Raw genomic sequence first — 26,791 nt, 5'->3', positions numbered from 1 at the left:
TTATGAAAGCCACTTTGTAAGAATCGCTGTTAACTTGTCCTGTGAAATCGGTTTTGCAATATGGTCATTCATACCAGCAGCAAAACATTCGTCTTCATCGCCTTTCATCGCATTGGCACTAAGCGCGACAATCGCAACATCAGACGGCGTTGCGCCCCCTGTCGATTGACGAATCACCCGTGTTGCTTCATAACCATCCATTTCTGGCATCTGACAGTCCATAAAGATCATATCAAACTTAGTGGCTTGGGCTTCTTCCACGGCTTTTTGACCATCACTAGCCACCACAACCTCGACGCCATATAAGTTTAATAATCCTTTAGCCACTATCTGATTAGTTAAATTATCTTCTGCTAACAAAACCTTGGCATTAAAGATAGGACGCCCTTCTGGTGTGTTTTCCGTTTCTTTCGCTGTCATTATCTCCTCTCCTTCCAATACAGGTTTTATATTCTCTAATACTTTCAACAAAGACCGGATAAAAACAGGCTTAGTTAACCTATCGATATATTTCCCTTTCTCAGGCTCTGCATCGGAACACCCATGCAATAAAATTCGCGACACCGATTTATCCGCACAAACGGCCTCCCATGCCAACACATCAGACTGGCTTCCAGCCGCTAAAGCATCGGCATCCAAGAACACAAACTGACCCATCACCTCTTTTTCAGACAAGGCTTGTGTAAGATCACGGCATACGTTGTGAGCAATACCAAGCGAGTCAAGTAACCCACTAACATACTCTCGACCAGTGTCATTAATATACACTAACGTCGCCTTAAATTTAGGCATTAGCGGCGCGTCTTTAGCAGGCAAAGCACGTGTTTCAAATGGTATACGGAACCAAAAAGTGGCCCCTTTACCCTCGTCCGATTTGACGCCGATTTCCCCTGCCATGGCCTCGACAATGTCTTTGCTAATCGCCAAACCTAAACCAGTACCGCCAAACTTACGCGTCGTCGAACTGTCCGCTTGATTAAAACGCTGGAACAAGCGACGCTGACTTTCCTCAGACACACCAACGCCTGTGTCCTCAATGCTAACCAGTAAGACCATATCCATATCAGACAGCGGCTCTACCTCGATACGTAAAGATACCTCACCCTGGCTCGTGAATTTAACTGCGTTACCCAACAAATTCACCAACACCTGCTTGAGTCGTAATCGATCTCCAAACAAGGCGACTTCAGGAACCAAAGTCGCAGGTGAATTTAATACTATGCCTTTGTCCTCTGCTCGGAGCACAAAGATATTAGTCACTTCTTCAATTAACTCTGGCAATTCAAATTCGTGCTTATCTAACACCAACCGACCCATTTCGATCTTAGACAAATCTAAAATATCATTAAGAATGTCCAACAAAGACTCGGCGCTTTGCTGAGATAAGCGCACTAATTTAGATTGCTCTGATTGCAACTTGGTATCCATCAACAAAGACAAGCTGCCAATTACGCCATTCAACGGTGTGCGAATTTCATGACTCATGTTCGCCAAAAATTCACTCTTCGCACGATTCGCCTCCTGCGCCTCTTCTTTCGCCTTACTTTGCTCTGATTCCGAAATTTTTAGGCTTTCATTCGCTAACTGCAAGTCACGAGTTCGCAATCTAACGCGATTCTCAATTTCCGACGTATGGCTACTGACGATCAATAAAAACCAACCAAATAAACCCGTGAACAAAAAGCCACATGCCAAAACAAATTTAACAATCCAAGGCGCTTTAAAGAAATAGCTGTCGCTCACCTGATACAGTTGCCAAGACTTGGCGCCTATCTGAATATCAGACCGGACAGCATGTTCAAATTTTCCCGCGTTATAACGCGTGACTAATTCTTTGCCTGATAAAGCGGCTCCCGTACTTTTTGCCACAATGATAGGATCAGGAGTGCCGTTATCAGCGTCCACCAAATACAGACTTGTATTAGGCAGTCCCCCTTGTTTAACCAAGGTCTCAGTTAACGAGCTTAGCTCAATCACCGCCGTTGCCACACCAATCACCGTATCTGTTTGACGATCAAAAAACGGCAAAAATAAAAGTATACCCGTGGCATTTTGCACCAGCTTAAGCGGAGATGTTGGATAAGCCTGACGAAGAAAAATAGCCTTATCTAAGGCAAAGCGCCGATCTGACTGAGAATAGACATCGTAACCCAATGCCGCCTCGTTCTTCTTAAACGGGCTCACAAAGGTCACAACAATATGTTTCGGTCTTGGTGTCGCCGATTTTAAGCTTCCTGTACTGTCTTTCTCTTTTACGCGAAACACATGCTCTGGATAATTTTTTTGGATACTTGCTTCAAAACTCGGAATATCTTCCCCGGCAACCACAAAATTCAGCGACACAGCTAAAATAGAATTGTCCCGCTGCATCACACTTTTCGCAAAAATATCAAACTCATTAGCTTGTATTTTTTCGCTGCCTTTCACCAACCCAACAAAACTGTGCAGCATATCCACACTATTTTTAACGCGGTTTGCCAGTATCGTCTCTAACAGTTCTGCATTGGTACGAAACTCTTTAGACTGCTTATTCCATTCTGAATAACTGGTAACCCATGACAAGACAATAGTAATGAATAAAACAAATATAAAACCGCCTATTAAACGCAACGGACGATGGGAATGGTTATCAAAATACTGAGGGAAACAAACGGCAAGCAAAGGCACCATCACCAGCACGCCCATCATGTCTCCTCCCCACCAAACAAACCAATTGGTTAGAAAAGCTTCTTTGCCAATTACACCAAAAGCAAGTAACGAAGAGGCACCCACACTCGCGCCAATAAGAGAAGAAAGAACACCTGCTAGAAAGATAAAACGCACAACCAAAGCCGTACGATGAAACTGGAAAGGCGCGCCTACAAAGCGACGTACAAGATAACCCGCAACGATAGATTGTAACGTCGACCCAAAAGCGATAAATGCTGGCAGAGCAAAAGCCCAAACATGATGGTTATACCAAGTCGCACCAATATTAAGCGACAAAGACCCGATGAAAATCCCTAGCGGCGCAAATTTAGGGTAAAAAATAGCCGCAGCTACCGCTAACCCAGAAGCAGGCCAAATGATTGTTGAATAGCCAGGGGAAATTGCCACAGCAAGTCCAACCACACCAAGGGCAAAATACCCCAGCGCCGTTACAGCAACGACGAGCATCGCTTTCATCATATTTACTTGCTCCATCAAAACCAACTAATCATAGCGAAATCGAAGCGCCTTGAAGATTTAATATTAGTTACTTTATGTAAGAAAAGGCAATTTAGCTAAAACGATTGTGGTTAATACCTCAAACGAGATCATAAGGGACACAAGGGAACAGATAGGAAGCGTAGTAAAGAGTGTAGAACACTGTTTATTGACAACTCAAAGGAAGGTCACTGCCGCAAAAAACGAAAACAATGAAGAGAACTCTCTGCCAGTGAGTGAGTTAGATGCTTGATTGATATTGTTCGCCGTAAGATTGAAGAATAAGATGCCCTCTATTGCTTCCAACTAACAGAACAAGCAGGTGCTTTAACGATTGTTTTCACCTAAAATGATTCAATAAATTATGCACATGACTCTACTCTCTCGTTTCTCTTTTTTCATTTAAGGTATGTTATGACTCTCGCTATTTTAGCAATATTAGGTGGCTTTGTTCTATTGGTCTGGAGCGCTGACCGTTTTGTTGAGGGCGCAGCTGCGACCGCTAGACATGCAGGAATGCCTTCGCTACTTATCGGTATGATAATTGTTGGTTTTGGAACATCTGCCCCTGAAATGGTCGTTTCTGCAATGGCTGCATTAGATGGTAATCCTAATTTGGCATTGGGAAATGCTATAGGTTCGAACATTGTTAATACTGGATTAATACTTGGTGTAACAGCACTGATTACGCCAATCATAGTTCAATCCAAAATAGTTCGAAAAGAAATACCTTTGTTGCTACTTATTGGATTGCTGTTGGGCTACTTTCTCTGGGATGGAAATCTAACGCGTTTTGAGGCTGTACTTCTACTAATTGGATTTTTTGCTTTGACAGGCTGGAGTATTTTTTCTGCAATCATGGGAGATGGCGACTCACTAGAAGGAGAAATAGAACAGGAGCTAGTCGTTCATGCCATGCCCATCAAGAAAGCTATTTTTTGGTTAATCTTTGGCCTTATATTATTGATTATAAGTTCGCGCGTTCTCGTATGGGGCGCAGTAAATATTGCTCATGCTCTTGGCGTTAGTGACTTGATCATAGGCCTAACTATCGTTGCATTAGGGACATCATTGCCTGAACTTGCGGCTTCGATTATCGCAGTACGCAAAGGAGAACATGATATTGCTATTGGTAATATCGTTGGGTCGAATATGTTTAACATACTGGCGGTAATAGGGATCGCGGGCGTTATAGCACCCACGACCAACATGTCTGCAGATATTTTATCTCGCGACTGGTTAGTCATGATGGCAATGACGGTGGCATTATTAATTATGGCATATGGTTTTCGTAGAACAGGTCGTATTAATCGATTTGAAGGCGCAGGTTTGCTAGTCGCTTTTTGTGCATACAACGTTTGGTTGGTGTCATCAGTCATTGGTTAGCATTAATTTAAAGAGCAGCATATGAAAGAAACACTCATTCAATTCTGGCAAAGCCACTCTGAGACAGTTATTGAACTCAGCTATAACTTAATATTGGCATTCGTTATATTTATTGCGAGTTCACTCATCGCTCGAGCTATTCGTAAAACAATCCAAAATACCAATTCGAAACTACAGAAACTTGACGCAACACTAATCCCCATATTTTCAACTGTAGCCAGCTACGTTGTTTACATCATTGGTGGTGTGTTTATTTTAGATATATTTGGTGTAAACACAGCAAGTTTAATTGCGCTTGTAGGTGCAGCGGGTCTTGCAATTGGATTAGCATTAAAGGATACGCTTAGTAATATTGCAGCAGGTATTATGCTACTAATACTGCGTCCATTTCGTACCGGAGATTTTATAGAATGTGGTCCAACACAGGCTACGGTTCGTGAAATTAACCTATTCACAACGGTTCTTGAAACAGTTGATGGTTTATATATCGCCTCACCCAACAGTGTGCTCTGGGGTGGGAGTATTAAAAACTTTACTAGAAATGGTAAGCGAAGAATGGATATAGTTGTTGGTATTTCTTACTCAGACTCTATTAACGAAGGGTTTGCAGTACTAGAGAAAATTGCAGAGAATGAATCTAGGCTATTGAGAGATCCAGCTCCCCAAATCATGGTCGTATCAATGATGGATAGTGCAGTTAATATCCAACTTAGAGCCTGGGCAAAAAATGAAGACTACTGGCCAACTTACTGGGATTTAAACAAACGAGTAAAAGAGTCTATTGAAGAATCTGGTTTGACAATTCCATTTCCACAAAGAACGTTACATGTCGTTGCCGGACAAAGCTCCCCTATTGCCAATAAAAAACAATGAAATATTGACTCTTACCACCCTGTGAAAAACAGTTTGCTAACAAACGACTCTGAGGCTTGCTATTCAGGAAAGCAGGCCATTGAGAGAACGAGCATGCAGAGGAAAAGCCAGTCTGACAATCGCGGTGAGAAGCTTTATAAGGCATGGGGAAAACACTCTGTCAGTGAACTGGATGACTTGATTGATATTGTTCGTCGTAAGATCGATGATGAAGAAAAGCGGCAGGCATGAATAAAGCTAAAGCAGTATCAAGATTTGAAAGGGAAATAATTTTTCATCTGCCCCTAAATAGTCGTCCCTGAATAATGGCGTTTCAGGCAAGAAGCGCCATTCTATTTTTGGGTCTTTCCAGTAGAAAAGTTATTTTCAGCCATAATCGCCTTAAAAATGCTCCAAAATATGGGGCACAATAAAGCCACTTCAGTAGCTTACGTAAGTTCTGGCCACAGGCACTTAAGATCACGTTGATCGCATCGCCTAGTACACCTTTTAAGAAGCATCGTCTGAGTTTTCCATCCGATTTGAGATGCCCTATGATGGGTTCTACGCTGTTTCGTCTTCCCATCCAACGCTGTTCTTTCTTGGGGACGCCGCGTTTTTGGCCTGCAACTAAGACGTTAATATCTTCCACGCCAGACCCTTTATACCCTCTATCAACAAAACAGGTTTCCGGTTTTTTTCCTGTTAGGGTTTCTACTTGTTGGAGTTGATCTTTCAAGGTATGCCCATCATACGGATTGCCAAGATAGCTTCTTGCACCCACGATGAAGGATTCTTTCGCGGTCACGGCGATGCTGGCTTTCACACCAAATTCGTAGCGTTTATGCGCTTTGCCTTTGGATATGCAGTCCACATTGGGTTCATGCAGGCTGTAGAGTTTGTTTTTGCTCTGGCAAGTTTGTTTTAGTAATCGATAGGCTTGGTTGAGTGTGTCTTCCTGTTTTTGGGTGAGCGTTAATCCTTGTTGCTTTACTTGCCGATCAATATCTCGCAGGACTCGCCCTAAGAAGCCTTTGACTTGCTTAATCGCTTTTCTCATCCGCTTATATTGTTTGGCGTGGCCATAGCGTCCAATTTTTGGCATTAACTCATGACAGGCTTTGTCGTAGGTTTGTCTTAACGTGATGCTTTGTTCTTTGGCTACCTGAGTAAGCTGCTGTCGAGCCTTGTTATAGAGCTTGGCATCTGTTGGGAAGGTGATGTTTTTTCTTGTACCGTGGTGTCTACTACGACTCGTTTTAAGCTCGCTGGTTTGATAACTTTTAGTTTTAGCCCTGCTTGTATCGTCTGAGTAAGCAGCCATTCGTAGCCTTCTTCTCCTAACCGTTTTCGCCATTTCACAAGACTGGTTGGACGGCACGGAAAGTCGTGCTGGAAAAAGGTTTCGCCGCAAAAGTATTGGTAATAAGGAGATTCAAGCCATTGCTCTAGCACCATCTCATCAGACAAATTATGCAAGTGCTGTAAATACAGTAACCCCGTCATAAGGCGCGTTGGCAATGCGGCTGCGCCAACCGTTGAGAAATGTGCCCCCAATTCGTTATCCAATTGCTTCCAATCAATGATCTTAGCCAATCGAACTAAAGGGTGATTGGGGTTAATGATGTCTACGAGCTGAGGTTGGAATAAATCCTTTTGCGGGACGGTCTTTGTCTGACGAGGTTTCATAAAACTCACCCATTCTGCAACTTTTTAGGTCTAAAGGCGTATTTATCGTAAGATTTAGGTATTAACTATCTTATAAAAACACATTAGATTCAATAGGTTGAGAGATTTTCAGGGGCGACTAAATATCAAAATCAAGAACGAAAAGTATTGAAAAGATGATAATTTTCATCTTACGCTTAATATTGTAAATCTTGGCCAAGGGTAAAAATCACCTTTATAAAAGATTGTAACTCTTTAATTTTCTCGGAGTATCAACAAGAACTATACTATGTAGATTGTGGCTTTTTCCTTTGTGCGTAACGTACGCATTGCCTGTGTATTTAGCTTCTAGTTTCGGGTTCTCTAGCAAGGTTTTTACGTATTCATCTAGACGGGATATTTTCGCATCTTTAATTCTTTCAATACTAAAATAGTTCGATAATTTAATTGTGTATTCTTTCTGAACTTCATAAAGATTCTCAACCCGAATAAGAACAAGATTAACCCCATGATTAGATGATAGTTCGCTAAATACTTGCTCTGAAACAGGTAGAGTTATTGCCTCTTTTAGCTTTGTATCCAATTTAAACTTATCTACCTCACAGTTCAAAGACAATGGATTGAATCCAAATGAAATAATTTCAAGAAAATCATCGTCAGACAAACCTAAGTCTTTATAGATTAGATAGGTTACTAACATTCTTAACTTCCAGTATATTTTACTTACTTCGTCCGTACTGAATTGTTCTACTTCACCATGAGCAGCTCTATCTCTGACTTTCTTAATCAAATATAGGTCATCACTGGACAGGAACACCTCTGTAACATGCCTACCTATATAATTTAGATACCTTTTAACTTTTTGATTAAAGGTTGCAACAGAACGATTTGGTAGTATTTCCCGAAGCACTCTAATGTTACTCAAATCGTTCAAAATACCTTTTGAAAAAGTTCTGTGCAGATCTGTTTCACCAGATATCAAAGCTGAAAGTTTACTCGTTAGCTCGTTATACTCATCTTCATCAAGCGTGCTATTAAGATTCAGCTGATCCACTTTGTAGCTGCAATACTTGTCGAGGATGGCAGCATAAAGCATTGTTTCATACTCTAAAATCCCATTGAAATTGTATAAAGGTATTGTTCGTGACCAGATATTCTCAAATTCAAACGTATTCTTTACGAAGTATGATTCACAAATTTCTACGAAATGCTCTCTCAATCGGAATGCTAGCATGAAGCCATTTGGGTGTGATAAGTCATGCTCAGAAGTATCTTTTACTGTTGGGATGTATAACGATCCTCCATTTTCACCATCAGACACCTCGATTTTAGACACTTTAACTGGAAAACCTGTAACCCAAGTAAAAAGGTTTGTCGCCTTATACAAATACTTCTCTATATCACTGAAATTTATAGAATTTTCAAACTCTAACACTAGAGTCATGGAGCTTGTGAACTTAAAACCATCGTTAGTTGATGTGTCAGAGAGTTGATAGTATTGATATAATCCTATCTTCATATATTGAGTATCTTTTAATACTGTGGCTTCCATCGGTTCTATAGTTACATTTCCACTCAAATCACCATTTTGCTCTAAATTTCTTGAGATTTCCGTATTGAAATAAGCTGCAAGTTCAGGAAACGTAAAATAGACTTTTTTTAGCTTAGTCGCATCTGCTTTACCTGAATACACATAACGAAACAACTTATTAGTGTACGTGCCAGAATTAAGAGCTTGGGACAAAAGATACTTTGGAGATAGTGGCTCGGTGAACCCCTCAACCTGAATGACATCTTCATTGTTATCATAAAAATACCAATGTTTGCTAACATGAGATAGCTTAGGAAGACTACCGAACTTAATTTTAAGTTTGCAGTACTCACCCTCGGCAATTCGAACATTTAAATCTAAATTTTCAGCTAATAGTAAATCCAAAATCCCACCAATACCCAACCAACAAATTTTATAAAAATATTCATCTGATCTTTAAATATCTTTTACCCGAATTTTATTTTTAACCATTTATTACTGATTCGCTCAATTTATCTATAAGCTTTCTATATGAGCCATTGAATTTCTTAATATTTTTATAAAAGTCATCAATACTATGTTTTTGCGGGGATGACTCAAGCATAAAATCGGAAAGTTCTGTTCTGACTGCCATTAGACCATCATAGTGGATTTTAAGGTCTGGATAGTAGAGATTAATTATCATCTCCATATGTTTTAAATCATCTTTCGTCCTTTCGTCTCCATAACCTTTTTTGATAACTTGATCAAAGCTAACTTTTCCTTTAAAAAACTCAAAATGATTCATATAAGAAAAAATTGCCATTTCATGCCATCTAGAAACACTTAAATATAACAACTCCGCTTTATTCGTTCTAACTTCAACCCGACTCTTTTGAAGAGAAAGTTTGTGCAATGATATTTGACTCTTGTTATTGAGATAGTTGGCAATCAAAATCCCAGATACAGTAAAAAAACCAGCTATTATCGCCCCTATTAATGGTGCATAATCAACCAAACTCTTCGCAATATCGCCTGCTGTTTGACTCACGATTTCTCCTTAAAAACACACTTAGATATTCTCTAACAACCCAATCAAAGCAGAAGCAGATCCCCCAACCAACCCACTAATCGTCGGATTCTCCAGTAGTTTCATTAGCATTCCTTTGGCTTCTTTGTCACCGGATTCAGCTACTTGTTCGACAAGCTCTTGGATGTTGATGGTGACGGTCTGGGTATTATTACCAAATTGAGCATGTTGATTCGTTACTGGCCCATTAAAGGTAAAAGTATTATTTGAGGATGGTTCCTCCTTTACCGCCTTCATGATTGTTTTATCTCCTTGATAAACCAACTCAGCATAAGAGGAAGCTGATAGATAACCTAGCGAGTCTAAATCACACTTCCCATCTAAGCTCGATATAAGCTTTCTTGCGCTCATATATCTAAAATGAAAATCAAATTTATCATCAACCTTACAATTTGGTTCCTGCAGCTTCACACCCATACCTTTAAGAATTACAAGATATTCTTGTAAAGTAAGAATGTTTTCATTTTCTAGTGGCTCTAGAAGGGTCGATAGGTACTTTGGATCTACGTTCACTGAAAAATCCTTTTTTAATTACTAAAAGCTAAACGGTCTCTTGATTGAGCCTCTGCAGTGCCAAAATTATTTTTGCAGGTAGCGCAATTCCACCAACCTTCTCTATAGTTTTGCAACCGAATATTTTTTTTCTCGCTATCACGGCATTGCTGACAAAACGGCCCATCTTTACTTTCACCATCTATCATCCAATAAAACGGGGCCTCATATGTTAATTGGCTTTTATCTTCTAAAGACTTCTCAAGCGCTTGAAGCCTTTCCTTTAAAGCCAAGTTATCGTCGCGTATATCTGCCATCATTTCTCTGAGGTCTAAAAGTTTTTCTATTGCTTCAACTTTCATACCTTTTTTGATTAAGTCTGTTATGTCATTAAACTCTGACGCCATTCCATTATCTCCCACTAGCTAATCTGACAATTACTTTACTATGTTTTATTTACCTTGAGTTGTCATTACTTGAAAAAATTTTTATTAGCTTCTTTTTTGTGCCATCCGATCGTTTAAGGGTGTCGGTAAAATCCAACATGAGGTTTTAGCAGACCTGAACTTTACTAAGGCGCACATCACCGCCGCGTCGCTTTTTGTGTCAAAACGCTTGCGTGATGGTGGTTGTACTTGGGAAGTTAAGAGGATGCGGCAGGTTAAAAAGTACGTGTATTTTGAAGCCAAAAATCGCACAGTTTAGAGGGTGCTTTTTTAATACAATTTCGAGAGGCATGACATCTACGCTCTAATTGCTTGGTGTAAGAGACTTCTATTCATTGGATAGTTTTTCATCTACCCCTAAATTTCTAATGATATAGCCACTAACTAGCGAACACACCACGCAGCTAAGCCTACTTTATCTTTAATCAGCAGGATTTTATTTAATTTTTTCTTTTTTAAAGTGGATTATGTTCAAGCTTTTTAGCTAGCCATTCAAACTCTTGATACATCGTGGGATGTTTATTGATTTTACGTAGTTCATAGATAAAAGGCTGAAACTCAGCCCAGTCTCGCAAGACTGTACCACATCGCATTCTTTTAAAGAGCTTAAAATCAAACGCTTCTTCTCGTATGCCTGTCGCTACGAATTCATAGTTATTAAGAACAAAAAGAATTGCTGTCCGTTCTTCTGAGCCAACATGGGTTTTATCCGAATACTTGGTAATGCTAATACTTTCATCACGCAGCAGTGGATTAACAACCAGGTTTGCAGCTTTCAAATCAGAGTCATTTTTTTGATGTAACACTAGATCAACCGTAGCGCGTCTACGGTTGATTACTGTATTTCTACGAATTGAATATAGTGCCGCAATGGCGGCTGCCAATATGACAATATCAAAATGGCTTAGGTAGGTTTGTAGTAACGTAAGTTCCATTTAACGTTCCATTTAGAGAAGAGTTATCTGTCTTCCCATTCATCTCGAATATACATAATTATCTCCTTTTTTGGCTCACGTTGTTCGCTTCGATGTTTATGCTTTTGCTGTTAACAGCGAAGCGATTCTTGATCAACCGTTCGAGATTTTTTTCAATCTCATACCTAAATGTTATTGCATAAAACGTGAACTATCAATTGTTATTAGATGAAAGAATGCACAGATGACTACTTTTCAGCCACTTTTACACAGTTTTACCATACATCACAAAAATGCACTAAATAGCTAACTTATCGCGCCAAAAAGCTGGTCTTTCTTCGATAATCAGGCTTTTTATTAGGGTTTGAGAAACACTAGGAAGTGGTGCCCAGAGACGGAATCGAACCGCCGACACGAGGATTTTCAATCCTCTGCTCTACCGACTGAGCTATCTGGGCAAACAGAAAAAATGACTGTGAAGATGTGCAAGCCATTTCGACCAAAAAAAAGCCTGCTAAATTAGCAGGCTTTCTTTTTAATCATGGTGCCCAGAGACGGAATCGAACCGCCGACACGAGGATTTTCAATCCTCTGCTCTACCGACTGAGCTATCTGGGCAAGTGGGGCGTATTATAGAGAAACCTTTTTTGGGGTCAATAGTTTTTTTGAAAAAAAATTAAAATCTTAGTTTCTTCTATTGCTCTGGTATTATCTCTCTATATCAAGGAGATAAAACCATGCTGCATATTGTACTTTACCAACCAGAAATACCGCCTAACACAGGCAATGTCATTCGATTGTGTGCGAACACGGGCTATCACCTTCACCTTATCGAACCGTTAGGCTTTGAGTTAGAAGATAAAAAGCTACGTCGAGCCGGGCTGGATTACCATGAGTTCACTCGACTAAAACGCTACCCCGATTTTCAGGCGTTTGTTGATCAAAATGAGATTGGCACTATCTACGCATTGACGACCAAAGGCAACCGAACACACAGTGAAGCAAACTTTGCTGAAAATGATGTATTGGTGTTTGGCCCAGAAACTCGTGGACTGCCTGCCGAGTTTATTGATGCATTGCCACCAGCTCAGCGTTTGCGTTTGCCTATGCAGCCGAACTCTCGTAGTCTGAATCTATCCAATACTGTTGCCGTGATGGTATACGAATCTTGGCGCCAGCTGGGTTATACCATGCCAGCAGACAACGACTAACCAACAGAGGTACGATGAATTCTCTTTCACTGCTTTTAAAGAAAAAAAACAGTCGTCGCCAATTTCGTAAAAAAGTACACCTTCACGATACCAGCGATTTAAAAAAACGCCTCATCTTCTTGGCGGGTGTTATTGGCTTCCACAGTTTGGCGATGGTGTTCTTTGAGGACCTAAACTGGTGGCAAGCTTTTTGGTTAACCATGACGTCAGCCAGTACCACAGGTTATGGTGATATTTCTGCCGCCACTTTTTGGGGGCAGTTTTCGACCGTTGTTTTAATTTATGGCATGGGAATAACGCTGCTTGCTCAAATTGCTAGTGACTATGTTGAAATCAGGCTATCGCGCAAAGAGATGCGTATTAAAGGCCGTATGAGATGGGATGATATGCAAAACCATATTCTTATTATCAATACTCCGCAATATGACCCGGAGCGCTATTTAGAGCTCTTAGTAGACCAGATCTGCCAAACCCCCGAGTTAGTCGATGTACCAATCCAAATCCTAACAGAGGCCTTCCCAGACGGCTTACCGTTGACATTAAGATCTCAGGGTGTCGTTCATCACACTGGTGATGCTTTGGTAGATGGTATGTTGGAATCCGCTGGAGCAAACACAGCAAAATACATTATCGTGCTCTGCCGAGATAACCAAGAAATCCACTCTGACAGCTTAACCTTTGACATTTTACACCGTATCAAAGCGCTTAATTCATCCGCGTTCATTATGGCAGAAGCGGTAAATGATTCGAACCGTCCTAGATTCAAGGACGCTGGCGCACAAGCCGTTATTAGGCCCGTTCGCGCTTACCCAGAAATGCTCGTGCGTTCCTTGATTGCGCCGGGGACAGAGCAAGTCTTAGAGGATCTATTTCGCCATCAGGGCGATCACACGATTCGACTAAATGTGACCTTAAAGAATGTGGAATGGGCAGAAGTTGTCACCAAACTGATCCAGCAGGACATAGGAACAGCACTAGGCTATGTTCATAAGAATGGCAGTATTGTGACTCACCCACAGGCGAAATCGGTCATCGATGCCGAGGGGCTTATTGTGCTGATCAATTATGATCAAACCGTGCCATCCAGCGAAACAATAAGACGATTATTTACCGCGTAATTAGAATTGGGCTTAAGCTTAGTTATTCTGCAATTTAAGCCCAATGACTTCGATTTCCCCACCGTTCATTTGCCTTATCGTTAATCGAATATTACCAAAACGCACTCGGTCACCTACCACCAAATGCTTGCCTAATTGACGCTGCAACAATTCTGCTGCAGTGTCTGATTCGTCAATACCATCAAGCGGCACACCATACACTTTTGCCAAATCAATCAAAGACGCATCACCACGGATGGCAAATTCACCAAAGAAGTTTTGCAATAAGAAAGATGAGGAGGCTTTCTGCGAAAATATTTGCGCTACATCATTCACATCACCAGGGTGAAGTAGCATCCAAATACGGTCACCGGACTTTAGCTCTGTTTGTGCGTCAACGACCATAGGTTGCTGATTACGTATCAGCGATACTAGCTGAGGCGTAGAAACGGTTTCACTCGGCACATTGTGGAGAATAGTACTTGGAATACGTACACCGTCGGCTTGCACTAAGAACTCATACAATTCTAACGAGCGGTTCGCATCCGCATCATTGATCAAAGAAAAGCTTGTGATGGGTGCAGGCGCTGGTGGCACTTCGATTTTCAACCAACGCGCTACTTGTGGCACGGTTGAGCCTTGCAACAATAAAGAGATCAGCACGACCGTGAAGGTAATCTCGAATAGCAATTCCGAATTAGACAACCCTGCAATGACAGGATATAGCGCCAAGACAATCGGCACCGCGCCACGCAATCCGACCCAGCTGATATAAACACGTTCAGGCCATCGAAAATCAAATGGCAACAAACATAAAATTACCGCAATAGGACGAGCAACAAAAATCAAGAAAGCCGCTATCGCAACAGCCTGCCAACCATGGGTCAACAGACTAGATGGCGTTACTAACAAACCAAGCAATAAGAACATGCCAGCTTGGGCTAGCCATGCCAAGCCATCCATAACTTGTGAAATGGCTTCTTGCTGTTTGATGCGGCCATTACCAACAGTAAGCCCAACAAGATAAACCGCCAGAAAACCACTACCGCCTATCATATTTATGCCAGAAAACATCGCCAGGCCAAATGCAATAATAAGCAACGCGTGCAAGCCTTCAACTAAAGGGATTCGACGCAATACCATTAATAGCAGCTTGCCGCCCAGTACACCTAACGCGCCACCTATCGCAAACTGTTGCCCCATTTGCCCTAGGAACGCCAACACACTTAGCGGCTCAGAACTTTGCAACAAACCCGTCAGCATTACCACCAGCAAGATGGCCATCGGATCATTGGCACCCGACTCAATTTCTAACGTGCCGCCCACGCGCTCGTTAAGTTTAACGCCGCTATTGCGCAGTAAGCTGAATACCGCAGCCGCATCAGTGGAACCAACAATGGCGCCCAGTAATAAACCATAAATGAGTTTAACGTCTAAAAGCCAAGCTGCGAATGTACCAACTGAGGCGGTGGTTAATACAACGCCAAGGGTAGCAAGTGATAAAGATGGCCATAAAGCCACTCGGAAGGTGCTAGTTTTGGTTTGCATGCCACCATCAAGAAGAATGATAGCCAATGCAAGATTACCTACGAAGAAGGCAAGATTTGGATTGTCGAAATCCAACCGGCCTACCCCGTCTTCTCCTGCCAACATCCCGATACCGAGAAAGACAAGTAATAAAGGTAAGCCGACACGAACAGTAAATGAGCTAGCGAGAATACTAACTAATAACAATATCCCCGCTAAAAAGATAAAACTATTAGCGTCGATAGCCACATCCTATAAGCTAAAGCTGACCTGTAAGCGTTAAATATTTTTCCATTAACTGCTCTTCTGTTTCCTTATGATTTGGATCCAGAGGAATACAATCGACAGGACAAACTTGCTGACATTGAGGTTCATCAAAATGACCAACACATTCGGTGCATTTTGAAGGCTCAATTACATATATTTCTTCACCTTGAGAAATGGCCTCGTTCGGACATTCAGGTTCGCACACATCACAATTGATGCATTCATCTGTAATAATAAGAGACATACTTCTCTCCTAAAACCGCCACACTCTTCGGCGGTATCAATAACGACAATGAACAAAACCAAGATTAAATGGTTTTATAGTGTTCCTGTAAAACACGTTTGACTTCTGGGTTAACGAATTGCCCAAAGTCACCATTCAACGACGCAATTTCTCGAACTAATGTTGAAGAAATATAAGAGTGTTTCTCTGAAGGCGTCAGAAAAATACTTTCTACATCAGGTGCAATCGCACGATTCATATTGGCTAATTGGAATTCGTATTCGAAATCAGATACTGCTCGAAGACCACGAACAACCACCTGACCATTCACCGAACGAGTAAACTCGGTTAATAAGTTATCAAAACCCACAACTTCAACATTGGGCAAATGACCCAATACCTTTTTTGCCAATGAAATACGCAGTTCATGAGACAGGGCTGGACGTTTTTTCGGGCTCGCGGCCACCGCTACAATAACTTTGTTAAATAGCTTTGACGCGCGTTCAACCAAATCCGTATGGCCGTTTGTAATAGGGTCAAATGTCCCAGGATAAACCGCAATCGTACTCATAGCTTTCATCCAAAAAAATTAATAAAGGAGAACATGTCGGGCTGCTGGCGCTATAAATGCGCTCTAATTCCCGTTTAGGGGTCGCATCATATAGGAATACGACCTTGTTCTCAATTCGTCGAAACACAGTCCCCTATGTATCGACGTCATTGCGACTCATTTTATAGAATTAAATGCTGTAAGGTGCCAGCATTTGCTTCAAGAATGAAATCGCCAAGAAAATAAAGATCGGTGACAGATCAAGGCCACCTAAGGTTGGAATGAAACGCTGGCAAGTGCGATACAAAGGCGCGGTAATTTGCCCTACCAACATAGCGCCAGGATGATTTGCGCCCGGCGCCACCCAGCTCAGGATGACAGAAATAAGCATGGCCCAAAAATACAGATCCAGCAGATGATAAATGGTTCCTGCAACCGTATAAATAGCATAGCTGGTTGAAGAAATAACAGCACCACTAATCACGACAACTAATGCCACCGTAATAAACTGCACGAGAAACGCCAACACAAGAGTCGCTGTATCTAAGCGACCGATCGATGGAATCACTTTGCGCAAAGGCAACACGATAGGGCTGGTTGCTTTCACAATGCCTTGGCTAATTGGGTTATAAAAGTCGGCTCTTGTCAGTTGCAAAACCAAACGCAACAGCACAATAAACAAGTAAAGGTTACAAATAACCTTTACGAGCATTACAAATGGATCTGAGTACATGTTATTAATGTCCTTAAATTAATCTTTCGTGGCAGAAAAAGTTTTTGCCATTTCTTTCGAGCGCTCAACACACGCATGCATAGCATTCGCAACGATTTTATCAATATCAGCCGCCTCAAAAGACAACAAAGCCTGCTCTGTCGTTCCCTTTGGCGAAGTAATATTTTTTCGCAACTGATCAATAGGGTCTTCTAATTCAACAATCATTCGAGCCGCACCTAACATGGCATGGCTGGCTAGCTGACGACTTGTTTCTTCATCTAAACCTTGTTCTTTCGCATTTTTCACCATGGCTTCCACAAAACGGAAGAAATACGCTGGCGCACTTCCTGATAATGCCGTTACTGTGTGCATGTGCGCTTCGTCTTCTATCCACACGGAGCTACCAATGCTAGCAAAAAGTTCGCTTACCCACTCTTTCTGAGAGTCGTCTGTATATTGGTTAGCAATCAAGCCTGTCACACCCGCACCGAGCTGAGAAGGCGTATTTGGCATACTGCGAACCACCGCCACCGATTTCCCCAACCAAGTCGCCAGTGAATCAAGCTCTACACCTGCTGCCACGGAAATAAATAGCTGATCTTCACGGACAAAAGAAGCAAATTCCTTTACCACTGCTTGCATTTGCGCTGGTTTCACACACAACACAACCACATCCGCTTCGCTCACGGCTTGCTCATTCTCCGAATACATTGAAATGCCGTATTGCTGCTGGTAATACTCGCGTTTCTCTGGTGTTCTAGACGTTCCCATAATTCTATCAGCTGGGTAACCGCTCGCCAGCAAACCACTAAAAATGGCTCTGGCCATATTTCCAACACCGATAAAAGCAATACTTGGTTTCATTTCAAATCCTATTATTTCATTCTTTAAGCAGAGGCTTTATCGCCGTCTATTTTAAAACTCTATTTTTCATGCCTTAGCAGAATAATCACGCGCACCGAAAATCGCTGTTCCCACCCGAACCATTGTACTACTAGAGGCAACCGCTGCAGGTAAATCACCAGACATACCGATTGATAAGGTATCTATCATGCTATCGGATTTAGATAATTCAATGAACGCCTGCTGTAAAGGTTTATACACAAGACATTGCGCGGCAAAGTTTTCTTGTGGCGCCGGAATCGCCATTAGGCCTCTGAGCTGTAAATTTGGCAAACTGGAAACGAGAGCGACCATGTCGTTTAACTGTGACAATGACACGCCTGCTTTGCTTTCTTCACCGCTGATATTAATTTGGATGCAGACATTTAATGGCGGCATGCTCTCTGGACGTTGCTCACTTAGACGACGAGCGATTTTTTCACGATCAATAGAATGAACCCAGTCCATAGATTCAGCAATTAATCGTGATTTGTTAGATTGGATAGGGCCGATAAAATGCCATTCAATGTCGTCTAAATGCGCCAAAGCACTGCGTTTTTCTACGGCTTCTTGCACGTAGTTCTCACCAAATGCTCGCTGCCCTACATCGTAAGCAGCTTGAATTGCTTCAATGGGTTTGGTTTTACTTACCGCCAATAAACGAACGCTGCCCGCCAGCCGATCAAATTGCTGTTCAAGCTCTTCGATCTGTTGAGTCACGACCGCTAAATTCGCTCTAATCTCTTCAGTGTCGATGCGCTCTGCTTCAGTTGTCATATCGCCACGCCTCTTTGTTATCGATGTTAAAACCTAACGATCATTCCAATACATCAATCGATGATAAAGGAAGCGCCTCAAAAGGCGAAGCATAGCATTATTTTAAAAGACTGAAAAAAACTTAGAGGGTATAAAAATCCGTACTGGATTGAAAATATTTGCCATGGAATTCCATTCGGTAGCCGGGAGTATTTTTTAAAGAATCCGCAGCTGACGTTGCCGCGCTATAAAGCGCATCAAGAGATGAGTGCTCAGGATAAAAAGCAATACCAATAGACAAGCCGCCTTGTAACAGACTTTTGCCCGAGAACTGTTTGGCATTCAGAGACTGCAGTAATTTTTGCGCCACGATTTCAGCATCGGCTAAATTCTGAATACGAATCCCCATCACCAGTTGACGTCCACCAAAATAGGCAATTAAGTCATTATCACGCACCGTTTCCTGCATCACCTCAGCCAAGATTTTTAACTCGGCGTCTTTGATTGCTGATGAAGAAAGAATTTTTATCGAAAATACTGCAGCGCGCAAAAAATGACGACGCGCGTCTTTCAAAATAATGTTAAAACTGTTCTCGAAACTGTGTCGTCGTAGCAAACCAGTTGTGGGATCTCTATGACTATCTTCTAGTAATGATAGATCAGCTTGCTCCCTTTCAAATACGGCACTGAGCCAAGACGCATAACTGTCTAAAGCCAATGTCACCAGGTCATCTGCTAATCGATGGCGGTCTTGCTGAAATACCGCCAATAAATAAATCGTCCCCTTGCCATCCGACACACTAACCATAGAGACATCAGAAAAATCTTGTTTATCAATAAACGAATGCCAAACTTTCCAACCAGCGGCAGTTTGAATATTTTCCTCATGGCGTATTGGACAAGAAGGGCTTGCCGCAAAAGTCACTAACGCTTGGGGAATCTTACTAAGAAGGCTATTGGGAGTGAGCAAAGCGGCATTAACAGCGTCTGTATATTGCAGGCGCCATTGTAGGCAATCTTTGTCACTGGTAAGAAACAAACAATACGCGTTCGGCAGCTGCGCTTGCATCTTCACCCTGAAGCTATCCAGTAAACTACTGAGAACAGCGCCTTTGGCAATTGTTTGCAGCATGTGAGGCATGTCGCTGTACAATTTCTTTATGAAGTCTCGTTCTTTTTCAAGGCATGCAATACGAGACAGCATGGTCTGCTGCTGTTCTGACTGTATATTTAAGGTGTCGATAGACATAAAAACCACATCCGTTTGTAATTCAAACTAGATTAACGGGCGAATATCAAAAGTAAAGAAATAGTAAGGCCCGACCAAGGAAAAACTTGGCCAAACCATACTAAAAAGAACGTTTATGCAACTTGATAAACGCGTTGGCCAGAAATATATGTGGTCAACACTCTTCCCACAAATTCTTCACCAAAGTAAGGGGAGTTATGACCTTTTGTTCTACGCCCTTCATAATCCCAAGTCCAGCGCACAGTGCTATCAAACAAAACAAAGTCAGCAAAGCTACCCACAGACAAAGACCCTGCCTCTAAACCAAAGCAGGCAGCTGGGCCCGAGGTTAAGCATTTCAGAACGGTGGTGAAATCCAAATCCCCTTCGTCCATCAGTAACATGGCCAATGGTAACAAGACCTCGACGTTTGCCATGCCCGGTTCTGTTGCCGCGAAAGGAGCAGTTTTCGCCATCTTTTCATGGGGCTGATGATCAGAGCAAATCGCCGTAATCACACCAGCTTTGATCCCCTCAATAAGCGTCAAGCGATCTTCATCACTGCGCAAAGGTGGCAACACATGATAATGCCCATCAAAGCCACTTAACACTTGATCATTTAGCAGCAAGTTATGTACCGCAACATCGGCCGTCACATCCAAACCTGATGCTTTTGCATCGGCAATCATTTCAACAGACTTGGCGCAAGACAGTCGAGCAAAATGCGCGCGTACGCCCGTTTTCTCAACCAACAATAAATCTCGCATTAGAGCGATGGTTTCCGCTTCTTCAGGAATCCCTGCCAAACCGTGCATTGTCGACATCAAGCCTTCATGGGCACAGCCCCCTTCTGAAAGGCTGGACTCATCAGGATGGAAGACGACCAACAAATCATGCGTCGCTGCGTATTCAAGCGCTCTGGACAATACTTTCGTACTGGCCATAGGGTGACGATGATTCGACAGCGCAATACACCCCGCTTCCGTTAAGGCAACCATGTTGCTAAGTTGTGCGCCTTCTAACCCTTGGGTCAATGCCCCAAGAGGAAACACATTCGCCATTCCGGCTTCATCGGCTTTATCTTGAATCAATGCCGCCACTGCAGGCGTATCGACAATCGGTCGCGTGTCTGGTGGGCAGACCAAGGTAGTAATACCGCCGGCGACAGCTGCACGACCTTCTGTCGCAATGCTGCCTTTTTGCGTTTGACCAGGCTCACGCAATGACACGGCAAGATCCACCAGGCCAGGTAAAATCCACTGACCAGAGGCATCGACCACTTCGGCATTCTCGAAGCCTTCTGGCGCCTCACCGATCGCAACGATTTTTTGATTATCGATGAACAATTCCGTTACTGCGTCGATGTCTTGACTTGGGTCGATCAAACGACCGTTTTGAATACGTAATTTCATACTATTCTTCATCCTTCACAGCTGGCGATTCGTCTCTTTGCAATTGCCCACTCATGGCCATAGACAATACCGCCATACGCACTGCAATACCGTTTGTCACTTGGTCTAAAATGACCGATTGTTTACCATCAGCAACGTCCGAGGAAATTTCCACGCCACGGTTAATCGGGCCTGGGTGCATCACTATCGCATCCGGTTTTGCCCAAGCGAGACTGTCTTCGGTCAAACCATATAAACGATAAAATTCGCTTTCGCTCGGTAGCAAGGCACCTTTCATGCGTTCTTTTTGAAGGCGCAACATCACCACCACGTCTACACCGTTAAGGCCCGCTTCTAGGTCGTGGCAAATTGTCGCGCCCATCTCAGCAAAGAAACTCGGCACTAAAGTTTTAGGCCCCACTAAACGCACTTCGCTCACGCCCAAGGTTGTTAGTGCTTGAAGCTGAGAACGGGCGACACGTGAATGAAGAATATCACCAACAATCGCGACTTTTAGCCCTTCAAAGCTACCTTTGTGACGACGAATCGTCAGCATATCTAGCATGGCTTGCGTTGGGTGTGCATGACGACCATCGCCAGCATTAATAATCGCGACATTCGGCGTGCAATGCTCAGCAATAAAATGCGCCGCACCGCTGTCGGAATGACGAACAATAAACATGTCGCTTTGCATCGCTTCTAAATTTTTTAGGGTATCTAGTAAAGATTCCCCTTTCGAAGTGGCTGATGTTTCAATATTTAAGTTGATAACATCGGCAGACAAACGCTTGGCGGCGAGTTCAAAAGTAGTACGTGTACGAGTGGAGTTTTCGAAAAATAAATTGACTACGGTTTTGCCACGTAGCAGAGGAACTTTCTTAACGGATTGCTCACCCATAGAAAGAAAGGAGTCGGCTCGATCCAGAATCTCCGTCAAAATGGTTTTATCTAATCCATCCAACGTTAGAAAATGCTTAAGCTGGCCGTGTTCATTTAACTGTAATGCCCGAGGCTCGGATCGCATCATGGTTTGCTTTCCTCAAACTGCAAAGACGACATGGTCGTCATTCTCTATTTTAAATAGGAAGTCTAGATAGGAAAATGCCCGGTACAGACAATCTGCAGCCGGGCATTAGTAGCACGAAACGGTTATTCCATCTTGTGTTTTGATGAAATGTCATTCTTGCAACCGCCGCACCGTTAATCTTATCCATACGTTAATTGTCGTACGTGTTCGACAAAAAATAAAGCTTTGTCGCGCATATTAATTAGCATCAATGATTGAGACACTCAAGTTTTCGGGGCCCACCAACTTGACCCTTTGTTCAGGATTAAGAGTCAATCGCTCACCGACAATATCCGCCACAATCGGCAGCTCATGCTGACCAAGGTCATACAGAATGGCTAGAGTCACACTGGCTGGTCGGCCAAAGTCGAATATCTCATTCATCGCTGCACGAATAGTACGGCCTGACATAAGCACGTCATCCACTAAAATAACATGACGGTCTTCTGTTGCAGGCAACAAGGTTTGATTCACTTTAGGGTTCAAACCTGCTTTGGTAAAATCATCGCGGTAAAAGGTGATATCCAGTGTCGCCAAAGGCTCACTGGTTGGCACGGCTGACATTAAACGCTCTGCCACCCACACGCCGCCAGAATGAATACCAACGACAATCGCGTCTTCAATGTTTTTCTGCTCACAATAGGCTGCTAATTGCGTTTGCATTGACGCTAGAGATTGCTCTAAATCTAACTTCATTATTTCTCAAACCTTGCTAATAAATTCTTTAAAAACCGCTACTCAAACTCGTTTGCTTAATGAGATTCTGCAAACCATGTTTCGACAATCATTTGTGCGGCCAACCCATCTACCGAGTTTTCTTTAAAATTACGGTTCCCCCCACGAGCGATAACCTGCCCTTTGGCTTCATAAGAAGACAAGCGTTCGTCCATCATATGGTATGGAAGATTAAAACGTCCATGCAAGCGTTTAGCAAACTTGCGCGCACGTTGACACATCTCATTTTCTGTACCGTCCATATCTAGAGGTAAGCCCACAACAAACGCATCCGGCTTCCACTCTTCAACGATACGAGTAATCTCTTCCCAATTAGGGATACCATCTTTTGCTTTTAATGGATCCAGCGGCTGGGCGGTGCCGGTGATACTTTGACCAATTGCCACCCCCATTCGCGTCGTGCCAAAATCAAAGCCCAACACTGAACGAGCAGTATTGGGCTTATGGTTATCGTCTAAAGACGTACCTGTCGAGATTGACGCTGTCATTAACCATGTCCTATATCCGGTGAAAGTCTTGTCATATCAATTCCCAACACGCGCGTCGCGGCGGTAAATTGCATATCACTTGGTGTGTGGAATAATACGTCTAAATCCGCCTCACATACCAGCCAATCATTATTGGCAATTTCACCTTCAAGCTGACCTGCGTCCCAACCAGCGCAACCTAACGTAATACGAAAGGCTTCAGGCCCTGTGCCTTGCGCAATTTCTTCCAACGCTTCTAACGACGCAGACAAAGAAACCTCATCGGTAACAGGCAAAGTATTACTCCAAACTTTATCTGCTGTGTGCAGAATAAAACCACGCTCTGCTTCTACTGGACCACCAGTGTATATTGGCTCAGAGGTTAAGCGTGGGTTTTGAATTTGAATGCCGAGATGGTCTGCCAATTCGGTAAAATCAACATTTGAGGGACGATTGATGATAATCCCCATGGCACCGGCTTTGGTATGTTCACACAGATAAATAACAGTGTGTTCAAAATGTGGGTCGTCTAGATGTGGCATTGAAATTAAAAAGTGATTTTTAAACGAATCGAAAAATGTATTCATAGTCATGTGCCCTCTTTAAATTGATGACAGCGCAAGAAACGCGCCTGTTACTAAAACCTAAGAAGTACTTGAACCTGAGACCAAACTTGCCAACAAAAACGAAAATATAGACAGTAGAGAAGTGCGAAAGAAGACGGCAAATGTAAACAGCCGACCCACCCAGTATAGGACAAACTGAGAATTAACCCACCCCTCTTTGACAATTTATTACCGAATCCCTTCAAAACTTGCTTTTCAAGCAGTAAACTAACCTTTCTGATCCTTTAATCAGAATGAAAAAACCATGCGTTTAGGAGGCCTGCAGTGCCCTTAACATCATCACAACACGTACAAATTGAATCGGCTAACGCTGAGATGTTTGATCGTCTGCATTCGATGAGTTTGGCGCAATGGGTTCAGCACTATCAAGCAGAAACCGTGGACTTGCGCTACTTTTTCCACAGCGGCTGGTCGTCTTAGATTCCCTATATTGTTCTCGAAAATTCTCCGTATCCGTCTATGATCAAACGGTACCTATTCAGACAAAAAAGCCAGCATTTGGCCTATAGGAAACACTCATGCAATTACAAGCCATTGATTACACAAGCCCAACCGCCGCAGAAGACTTTGTAAAATCTCTACGTGAAACCGGCTTTGGTGTTCTAAAAAACCACCCAATAAAAAAACAGCTTGTCAGCGACATCTACCAAGATTGGCAAGAGTTCTTTGCGGATGAGAGTAAATACGACTACCGCTACAATGTTGGCCCTCAAGACGGTTACTTCTCGCCAAAAGTTGCTGAAACTGCCAAAGGCCACACCAAGCGAGATATAAAAGAATACTTCCATTACTATCCTTGGGGACAATGCCCAGCCAAGCAGAAGCCATTTTTAGAGCAATATTATGGCGAGGCCACCCGCTTGGCCGAAGAACTCCTCTCTTGGGTAGAACAGCATTCCCCTGCAGACGTAGCGAAGCATTACTCACAGCCGCTTTCCAGCATGGTAGAAGGTAGCCAGCAAACCTTACTGCGTATTTTGCATTACCCACCACTAAAAGGTGATGAAGAGCTCGGTGCGATTCGTGCAGGCGCTCATGAAGACATTAATTTATTAACAATACTTCCCTCTGCCAACGAGCCAGGATTACAAGTGAAAGCCAAAGACGGCACTTGGATGGACGTACCCTGTGACTTTGGTACGCTAATCGTCAATATTGGTGACATGCTACAGGAAGCCTCTGGAGGGTATTTCCCATCCACTTCACACCGAGTCATTAATCCAGAAGGCGCAGACAAAACCAAATCACGTATTTCTCTGCCTCTGTTTTTGCACCCAAAGCCAGAAGTCGTACTTTCTGAACGCCATACAGCAAAAAGCTATTTGCATGAACGCTTAGTCGAATTGGGTGTTTTACCCGCCTAGTATTAATGAAGTAAGAACACAAAAAAGCCACGGCTCATCATTGAAATATGAGCCGTGGCTTTTTTATTAAACGCTAAGGGATATCAACTAACAGCTGAAGACCTCTATTTATTCGCGTCGATTAATGCTTTAAGTCGACGCTCCTGTTCGGCTGTCGGCATAGTTAAAGGCGCTCTCACCGCCCCAGCAGATCGACCAATCTGTGACGCCCCAGATTTAATAAGGCTCACCGCATAACCCTTTTTCTCATCACGTAATCGACAAAATGGAATAAAGAAATCCTGAATAATAGAGGTAACTACCGCCTTATTTCCCTCTCGCAATGCCTTGTAAAAGCGGTTTGCCATTTCTGGCATAAAGTTAAAAACGGCTGAAGAATACGTATTTACACCAATTGAAAGGTAAGCCTCTGCAAAAATTTCTGCTGTTGGTACACCACCGATATACACCAATCTATCGCCAACTGTTTTAATCGTATCATTCAAAGCGGCGATGTTGCCTACACCATCTTTTAATGCAATTAAATTTGGATTATTCGCAGCCAACAATTTGACGTTTTCCGCACTTAAAATACCGTTACCACGGTTATAATAAATGAACTGAATAGGGCTGCTTTGCATAATCTGAGAAGCGTACTCAACAATACCGTCTTCTGGGCACTCTGTTAAAAACGGCGGCATTAATAGAATGCCATCACAGCCTGCTTCTTGTGCAGCCCGAACAAACGCCTTAGCTTCAGCAACACTGCGTCCTGCACTGGCAATAACAGGAACTCGGCCAGCCACAGTCTCAACAGCAATTTTTACAATTTGCTTATATTCCGCTAAATCCAAAGAGAAAAATTCGCCCGTCCCACCGGCAACAAACACAGAAGAGACATCATGCTCAATAAACCATTCAATCCGAGCCTTATAAGTTTCCGGGTTAAATTGCCCTTTTTCATCAAAATCTGTCACGGGAAACGAAAGCAAACCATCACTAAGAGACGCCCGAATACGCTCGACGGAAAGTGTCATAACAACATCCTCTTTATTATTTTTCTAGGGTTAAAACGCATATTTTGGTTACACAAAATCCTACCCAATAAATTGAGTAGTAAAGCTAATCAAGTTATTTTGATTTAATCGAAATCAACTCTGACG

Annotated in this window: 26 protein-coding genes, 2 tRNA genes and 1 pseudogene; 7 read left to right on the top strand and 22 right to left on the bottom strand. The window is 42.7% G+C overall.

What is annotated here, in order from left to right; genetic code table 11:
- Entirely contained in the window at nt 1-3,168 is a 3,168-nt protein-coding gene (locus DFP75_RS09360; protein ID WP_110574914.1) for an ATP-binding protein, read from the bottom strand.
- 432 nt (nt 3,169-3,600) lie between these two features.
- On the opposite strand from DFP75_RS09360, the gene DFP75_RS09355 reads away from it, so the two are divergent.
- The 3 genes from DFP75_RS09355 (at nt 3,601) to DFP75_RS18415 (ending at nt 5,676) form a co-directional block, all read left to right on the top strand.
- A complete protein-coding gene (locus DFP75_RS09355) occupies nt 3,601-4,572 on the top strand; it encodes a calcium/sodium antiporter (RefSeq protein WP_110574912.1) in 972 nt (323 codons plus the stop codon).
- Between the two features lie 21 nt (nt 4,573-4,593).
- Entirely contained in the window at nt 4,594-5,445 is an 852-nt protein-coding gene (locus DFP75_RS09350; protein WP_110574910.1) for a mechanosensitive ion channel family protein, read from the top strand.
- Nucleotides 5,446-5,538: 93 nt separating this feature from the next.
- A complete protein-coding gene (locus tag DFP75_RS18415; RefSeq protein WP_181417017.1) occupies nt 5,539-5,676 on the top strand; it encodes a hypothetical protein in 138 nt (45 codons plus the stop codon).
- Between the two features lie 82 nt (nt 5,677-5,758).
- Here the strand turns inward: DFP75_RS18415 and DFP75_RS09345 are convergent.
- From DFP75_RS09345 to DFP75_RS09310, 8 genes and pseudogenes are all read right to left on the bottom strand, one after another.
- Nucleotides 5,759-7,113, bottom strand: a pseudogene (locus DFP75_RS09345) (IS5 family transposase).
- A gap of 214 nt (nt 7,114-7,327) precedes the next feature.
- Nucleotides 7,328-9,028, bottom strand: a complete 1,701-nt coding sequence (locus DFP75_RS09340; protein WP_110574908.1) for an ApeA N-terminal domain 1-containing protein — start codon at nt 9,026-9,028, stop codon at nt 7,328-7,330.
- A gap of 79 nt (nt 9,029-9,107) precedes the next feature.
- On the bottom strand, nt 9,108-9,653 hold the full coding sequence (locus tag DFP75_RS09335; RefSeq protein WP_110574905.1) for a hypothetical protein: 546 nt from the start codon (nt 9,651-9,653) through the stop codon (nt 9,108-9,110).
- Between the two features lie 21 nt (nt 9,654-9,674).
- Nucleotides 9,675-10,205, bottom strand: coding sequence for a hypothetical protein (locus DFP75_RS09330; protein ID WP_110574903.1), 531 nt, complete (start codon nt 10,203-10,205; stop codon nt 9,675-9,677).
- A gap of 14 nt (nt 10,206-10,219) precedes the next feature.
- Nucleotides 10,220-10,591 carry a hypothetical protein gene (locus tag DFP75_RS09325; RefSeq protein ID WP_110574900.1) on the bottom strand — a complete coding sequence of 124 codons (372 nt, stop codon included), beginning with the start codon at nt 10,589-10,591 and terminating at the stop codon, nt 10,220-10,222.
- Between the two features lie 494 nt (nt 10,592-11,085).
- A complete protein-coding gene (locus DFP75_RS09320; protein ID WP_110574898.1) occupies nt 11,086-11,565 on the bottom strand; it encodes a DUF4760 domain-containing protein in 480 nt (159 codons plus the stop codon).
- Nucleotides 11,566-11,926: 361 nt separating this feature from the next.
- Nucleotides 11,927-12,002 (bottom strand) — tRNA-Phe (locus DFP75_RS09315).
- 84 nt (nt 12,003-12,086) lie between these two features.
- Nucleotides 12,087-12,162: transfer RNA gene (locus DFP75_RS09310), tRNA-Phe, on the bottom strand.
- Between the two features lie 119 nt (nt 12,163-12,281).
- Between DFP75_RS09310 and trmL the strand changes: the two genes are divergently transcribed.
- Both trmL and DFP75_RS09300 read left to right on the top strand, forming a co-directional pair.
- The gene (gene trmL / locus DFP75_RS09305; protein ID WP_110574896.1) at nt 12,282-12,755 is read left to right on the top strand and encodes a tRNA (uridine(34)/cytosine(34)/5-carboxymethylaminomethyluridine(34)-2'-O)-methyltransferase TrmL; all 474 of its coding nucleotides are present in this window, start codon (nt 12,282-12,284) and stop codon (nt 12,753-12,755) included.
- A gap of 14 nt (nt 12,756-12,769) precedes the next feature.
- Nucleotides 12,770-13,873 carry a potassium channel family protein gene (locus DFP75_RS09300; RefSeq protein ID WP_110574894.1) on the top strand — a complete coding sequence of 368 codons (1,104 nt, stop codon included), beginning with the start codon at nt 12,770-12,772 and terminating at the stop codon, nt 13,871-13,873.
- Nucleotides 13,874-13,891: 18 nt separating this feature from the next.
- Here the strand turns inward: DFP75_RS09300 and DFP75_RS09295 are convergent, their stop codons facing one another.
- The 12 genes from DFP75_RS09295 to DFP75_RS09240 form a co-directional block, all read right to left on the bottom strand.
- Nucleotides 13,892-15,628 (bottom strand): potassium/proton antiporter, encoded by a 1,737-nt coding sequence (locus DFP75_RS09295; RefSeq protein ID WP_220032630.1) that lies wholly within the window; start codon nt 15,626-15,628, stop codon nt 13,892-13,894.
- Between the two features lie 10 nt (nt 15,629-15,638).
- Nucleotides 15,639-15,890, bottom strand: a complete 252-nt coding sequence (locus DFP75_RS09290) for a YfhL family 4Fe-4S dicluster ferredoxin (RefSeq protein WP_110574892.1) — start codon at nt 15,888-15,890, stop codon at nt 15,639-15,641.
- A gap of 64 nt (nt 15,891-15,954) precedes the next feature.
- The gene (gene coaD / locus DFP75_RS09285; protein ID WP_110574890.1) at nt 15,955-16,440 is read right to left on the bottom strand and encodes a pantetheine-phosphate adenylyltransferase; all 486 of its coding nucleotides are present in this window, start codon (nt 16,438-16,440) and stop codon (nt 15,955-15,957) included.
- A 169-nt stretch (nt 16,441-16,609) separates the two neighbouring features.
- Nucleotides 16,610-17,152 carry a YggT family protein gene (locus tag DFP75_RS09280; protein ID WP_110574886.1) on the bottom strand — a complete coding sequence of 181 codons (543 nt, stop codon included), beginning with the start codon at nt 17,150-17,152 and terminating at the stop codon, nt 16,610-16,612.
- A gap of 18 nt (nt 17,153-17,170) precedes the next feature.
- Nucleotides 17,171-17,998 (bottom strand): pyrroline-5-carboxylate reductase, encoded by an 828-nt coding sequence (gene proC, locus DFP75_RS09275; RefSeq protein ID WP_110574884.1) that lies wholly within the window; start codon nt 17,996-17,998, stop codon nt 17,171-17,173.
- A gap of 66 nt (nt 17,999-18,064) precedes the next feature.
- Complete coding sequence (locus tag DFP75_RS09270; RefSeq protein ID WP_110574882.1) at nt 18,065-18,793, bottom strand: YggS family pyridoxal phosphate-dependent enzyme; 729 nt, start codon at nt 18,791-18,793, stop codon at nt 18,065-18,067.
- A 121-nt stretch (nt 18,794-18,914) separates the two neighbouring features.
- Complete coding sequence (locus DFP75_RS09265; RefSeq protein WP_181417016.1) at nt 18,915-20,021, bottom strand: GGDEF domain-containing protein; 1,107 nt, start codon at nt 20,019-20,021, stop codon at nt 18,915-18,917.
- Nucleotides 20,022-20,134: 113 nt separating this feature from the next.
- On the bottom strand, nt 20,135-21,412 hold the full coding sequence (locus DFP75_RS09260) for a dihydroorotase (protein ID WP_110574880.1): 1,278 nt from the start codon (nt 21,410-21,412) through the stop codon (nt 20,135-20,137).
- Nucleotide 21,413: 1 nt separating this feature from the next.
- Entirely contained in the window at nt 21,414-22,418 is a 1,005-nt protein-coding gene (locus DFP75_RS09255) for an aspartate carbamoyltransferase catalytic subunit (RefSeq protein ID WP_110574878.1), read from the bottom strand.
- A gap of 237 nt (nt 22,419-22,655) precedes the next feature.
- On the bottom strand, nt 22,656-23,153 hold the full coding sequence (pyrR, locus tag DFP75_RS09250) for a bifunctional pyr operon transcriptional regulator/uracil phosphoribosyltransferase PyrR (protein ID WP_110574876.1): 498 nt from the start codon (nt 23,151-23,153) through the stop codon (nt 22,656-22,658).
- Nucleotides 23,154-23,209: 56 nt separating this feature from the next.
- Complete coding sequence (gene ruvX / locus DFP75_RS09245) at nt 23,210-23,680, bottom strand: Holliday junction resolvase RuvX (RefSeq protein WP_110574874.1); 471 nt, start codon at nt 23,678-23,680, stop codon at nt 23,210-23,212.
- Entirely contained in the window at nt 23,680-24,252 is a 573-nt protein-coding gene (locus DFP75_RS09240; protein ID WP_245927022.1) for a YqgE/AlgH family protein, read from the bottom strand. Before DFP75_RS09240 ends, ruvX begins: the two co-directional genes overlap by 1 nt.
- A gap of 297 nt (nt 24,253-24,549) precedes the next feature.
- On the opposite strand from DFP75_RS09240, the gene DFP75_RS18410 reads away from it, so the two are divergent.
- Together DFP75_RS18410 and DFP75_RS09235 are read left to right on the top strand one after the other, a co-directional pair.
- Nucleotides 24,550-24,705 carry a hypothetical protein gene (locus DFP75_RS18410; protein ID WP_175404877.1) on the top strand — a complete coding sequence of 52 codons (156 nt, stop codon included), beginning with the start codon at nt 24,550-24,552 and terminating at the stop codon, nt 24,703-24,705.
- A 98-nt stretch (nt 24,706-24,803) separates the two neighbouring features.
- Entirely contained in the window at nt 24,804-25,649 is an 846-nt protein-coding gene (locus DFP75_RS09235) for an isopenicillin N synthase family dioxygenase (protein ID WP_110574871.1), read from the top strand.
- A gap of 104 nt (nt 25,650-25,753) precedes the next feature.
- Here DFP75_RS09235 and DFP75_RS09230 read toward each other — a convergent pair whose 3' ends face one another.
- Nucleotides 25,754-26,665: a 5-dehydro-4-deoxyglucarate dehydratase gene (locus DFP75_RS09230; protein WP_110574869.1), complete on the bottom strand. Its 912-nt coding sequence runs from the start codon at nt 26,663-26,665 to the stop codon at nt 25,754-25,756.
- Nucleotides 26,666-26,791 lie beyond the last annotated feature (126 nt).

The sequence above is a fragment of the Marinomonas alcarazii genome (genome assembly GCF_003208215.1).
GTDB lineage: Bacteria > Pseudomonadota > Gammaproteobacteria > Pseudomonadales > Marinomonadaceae > Marinomonas > Marinomonas alcarazii.
This window is presented reverse-complemented; position numbering and strand designations above follow the sequence as displayed.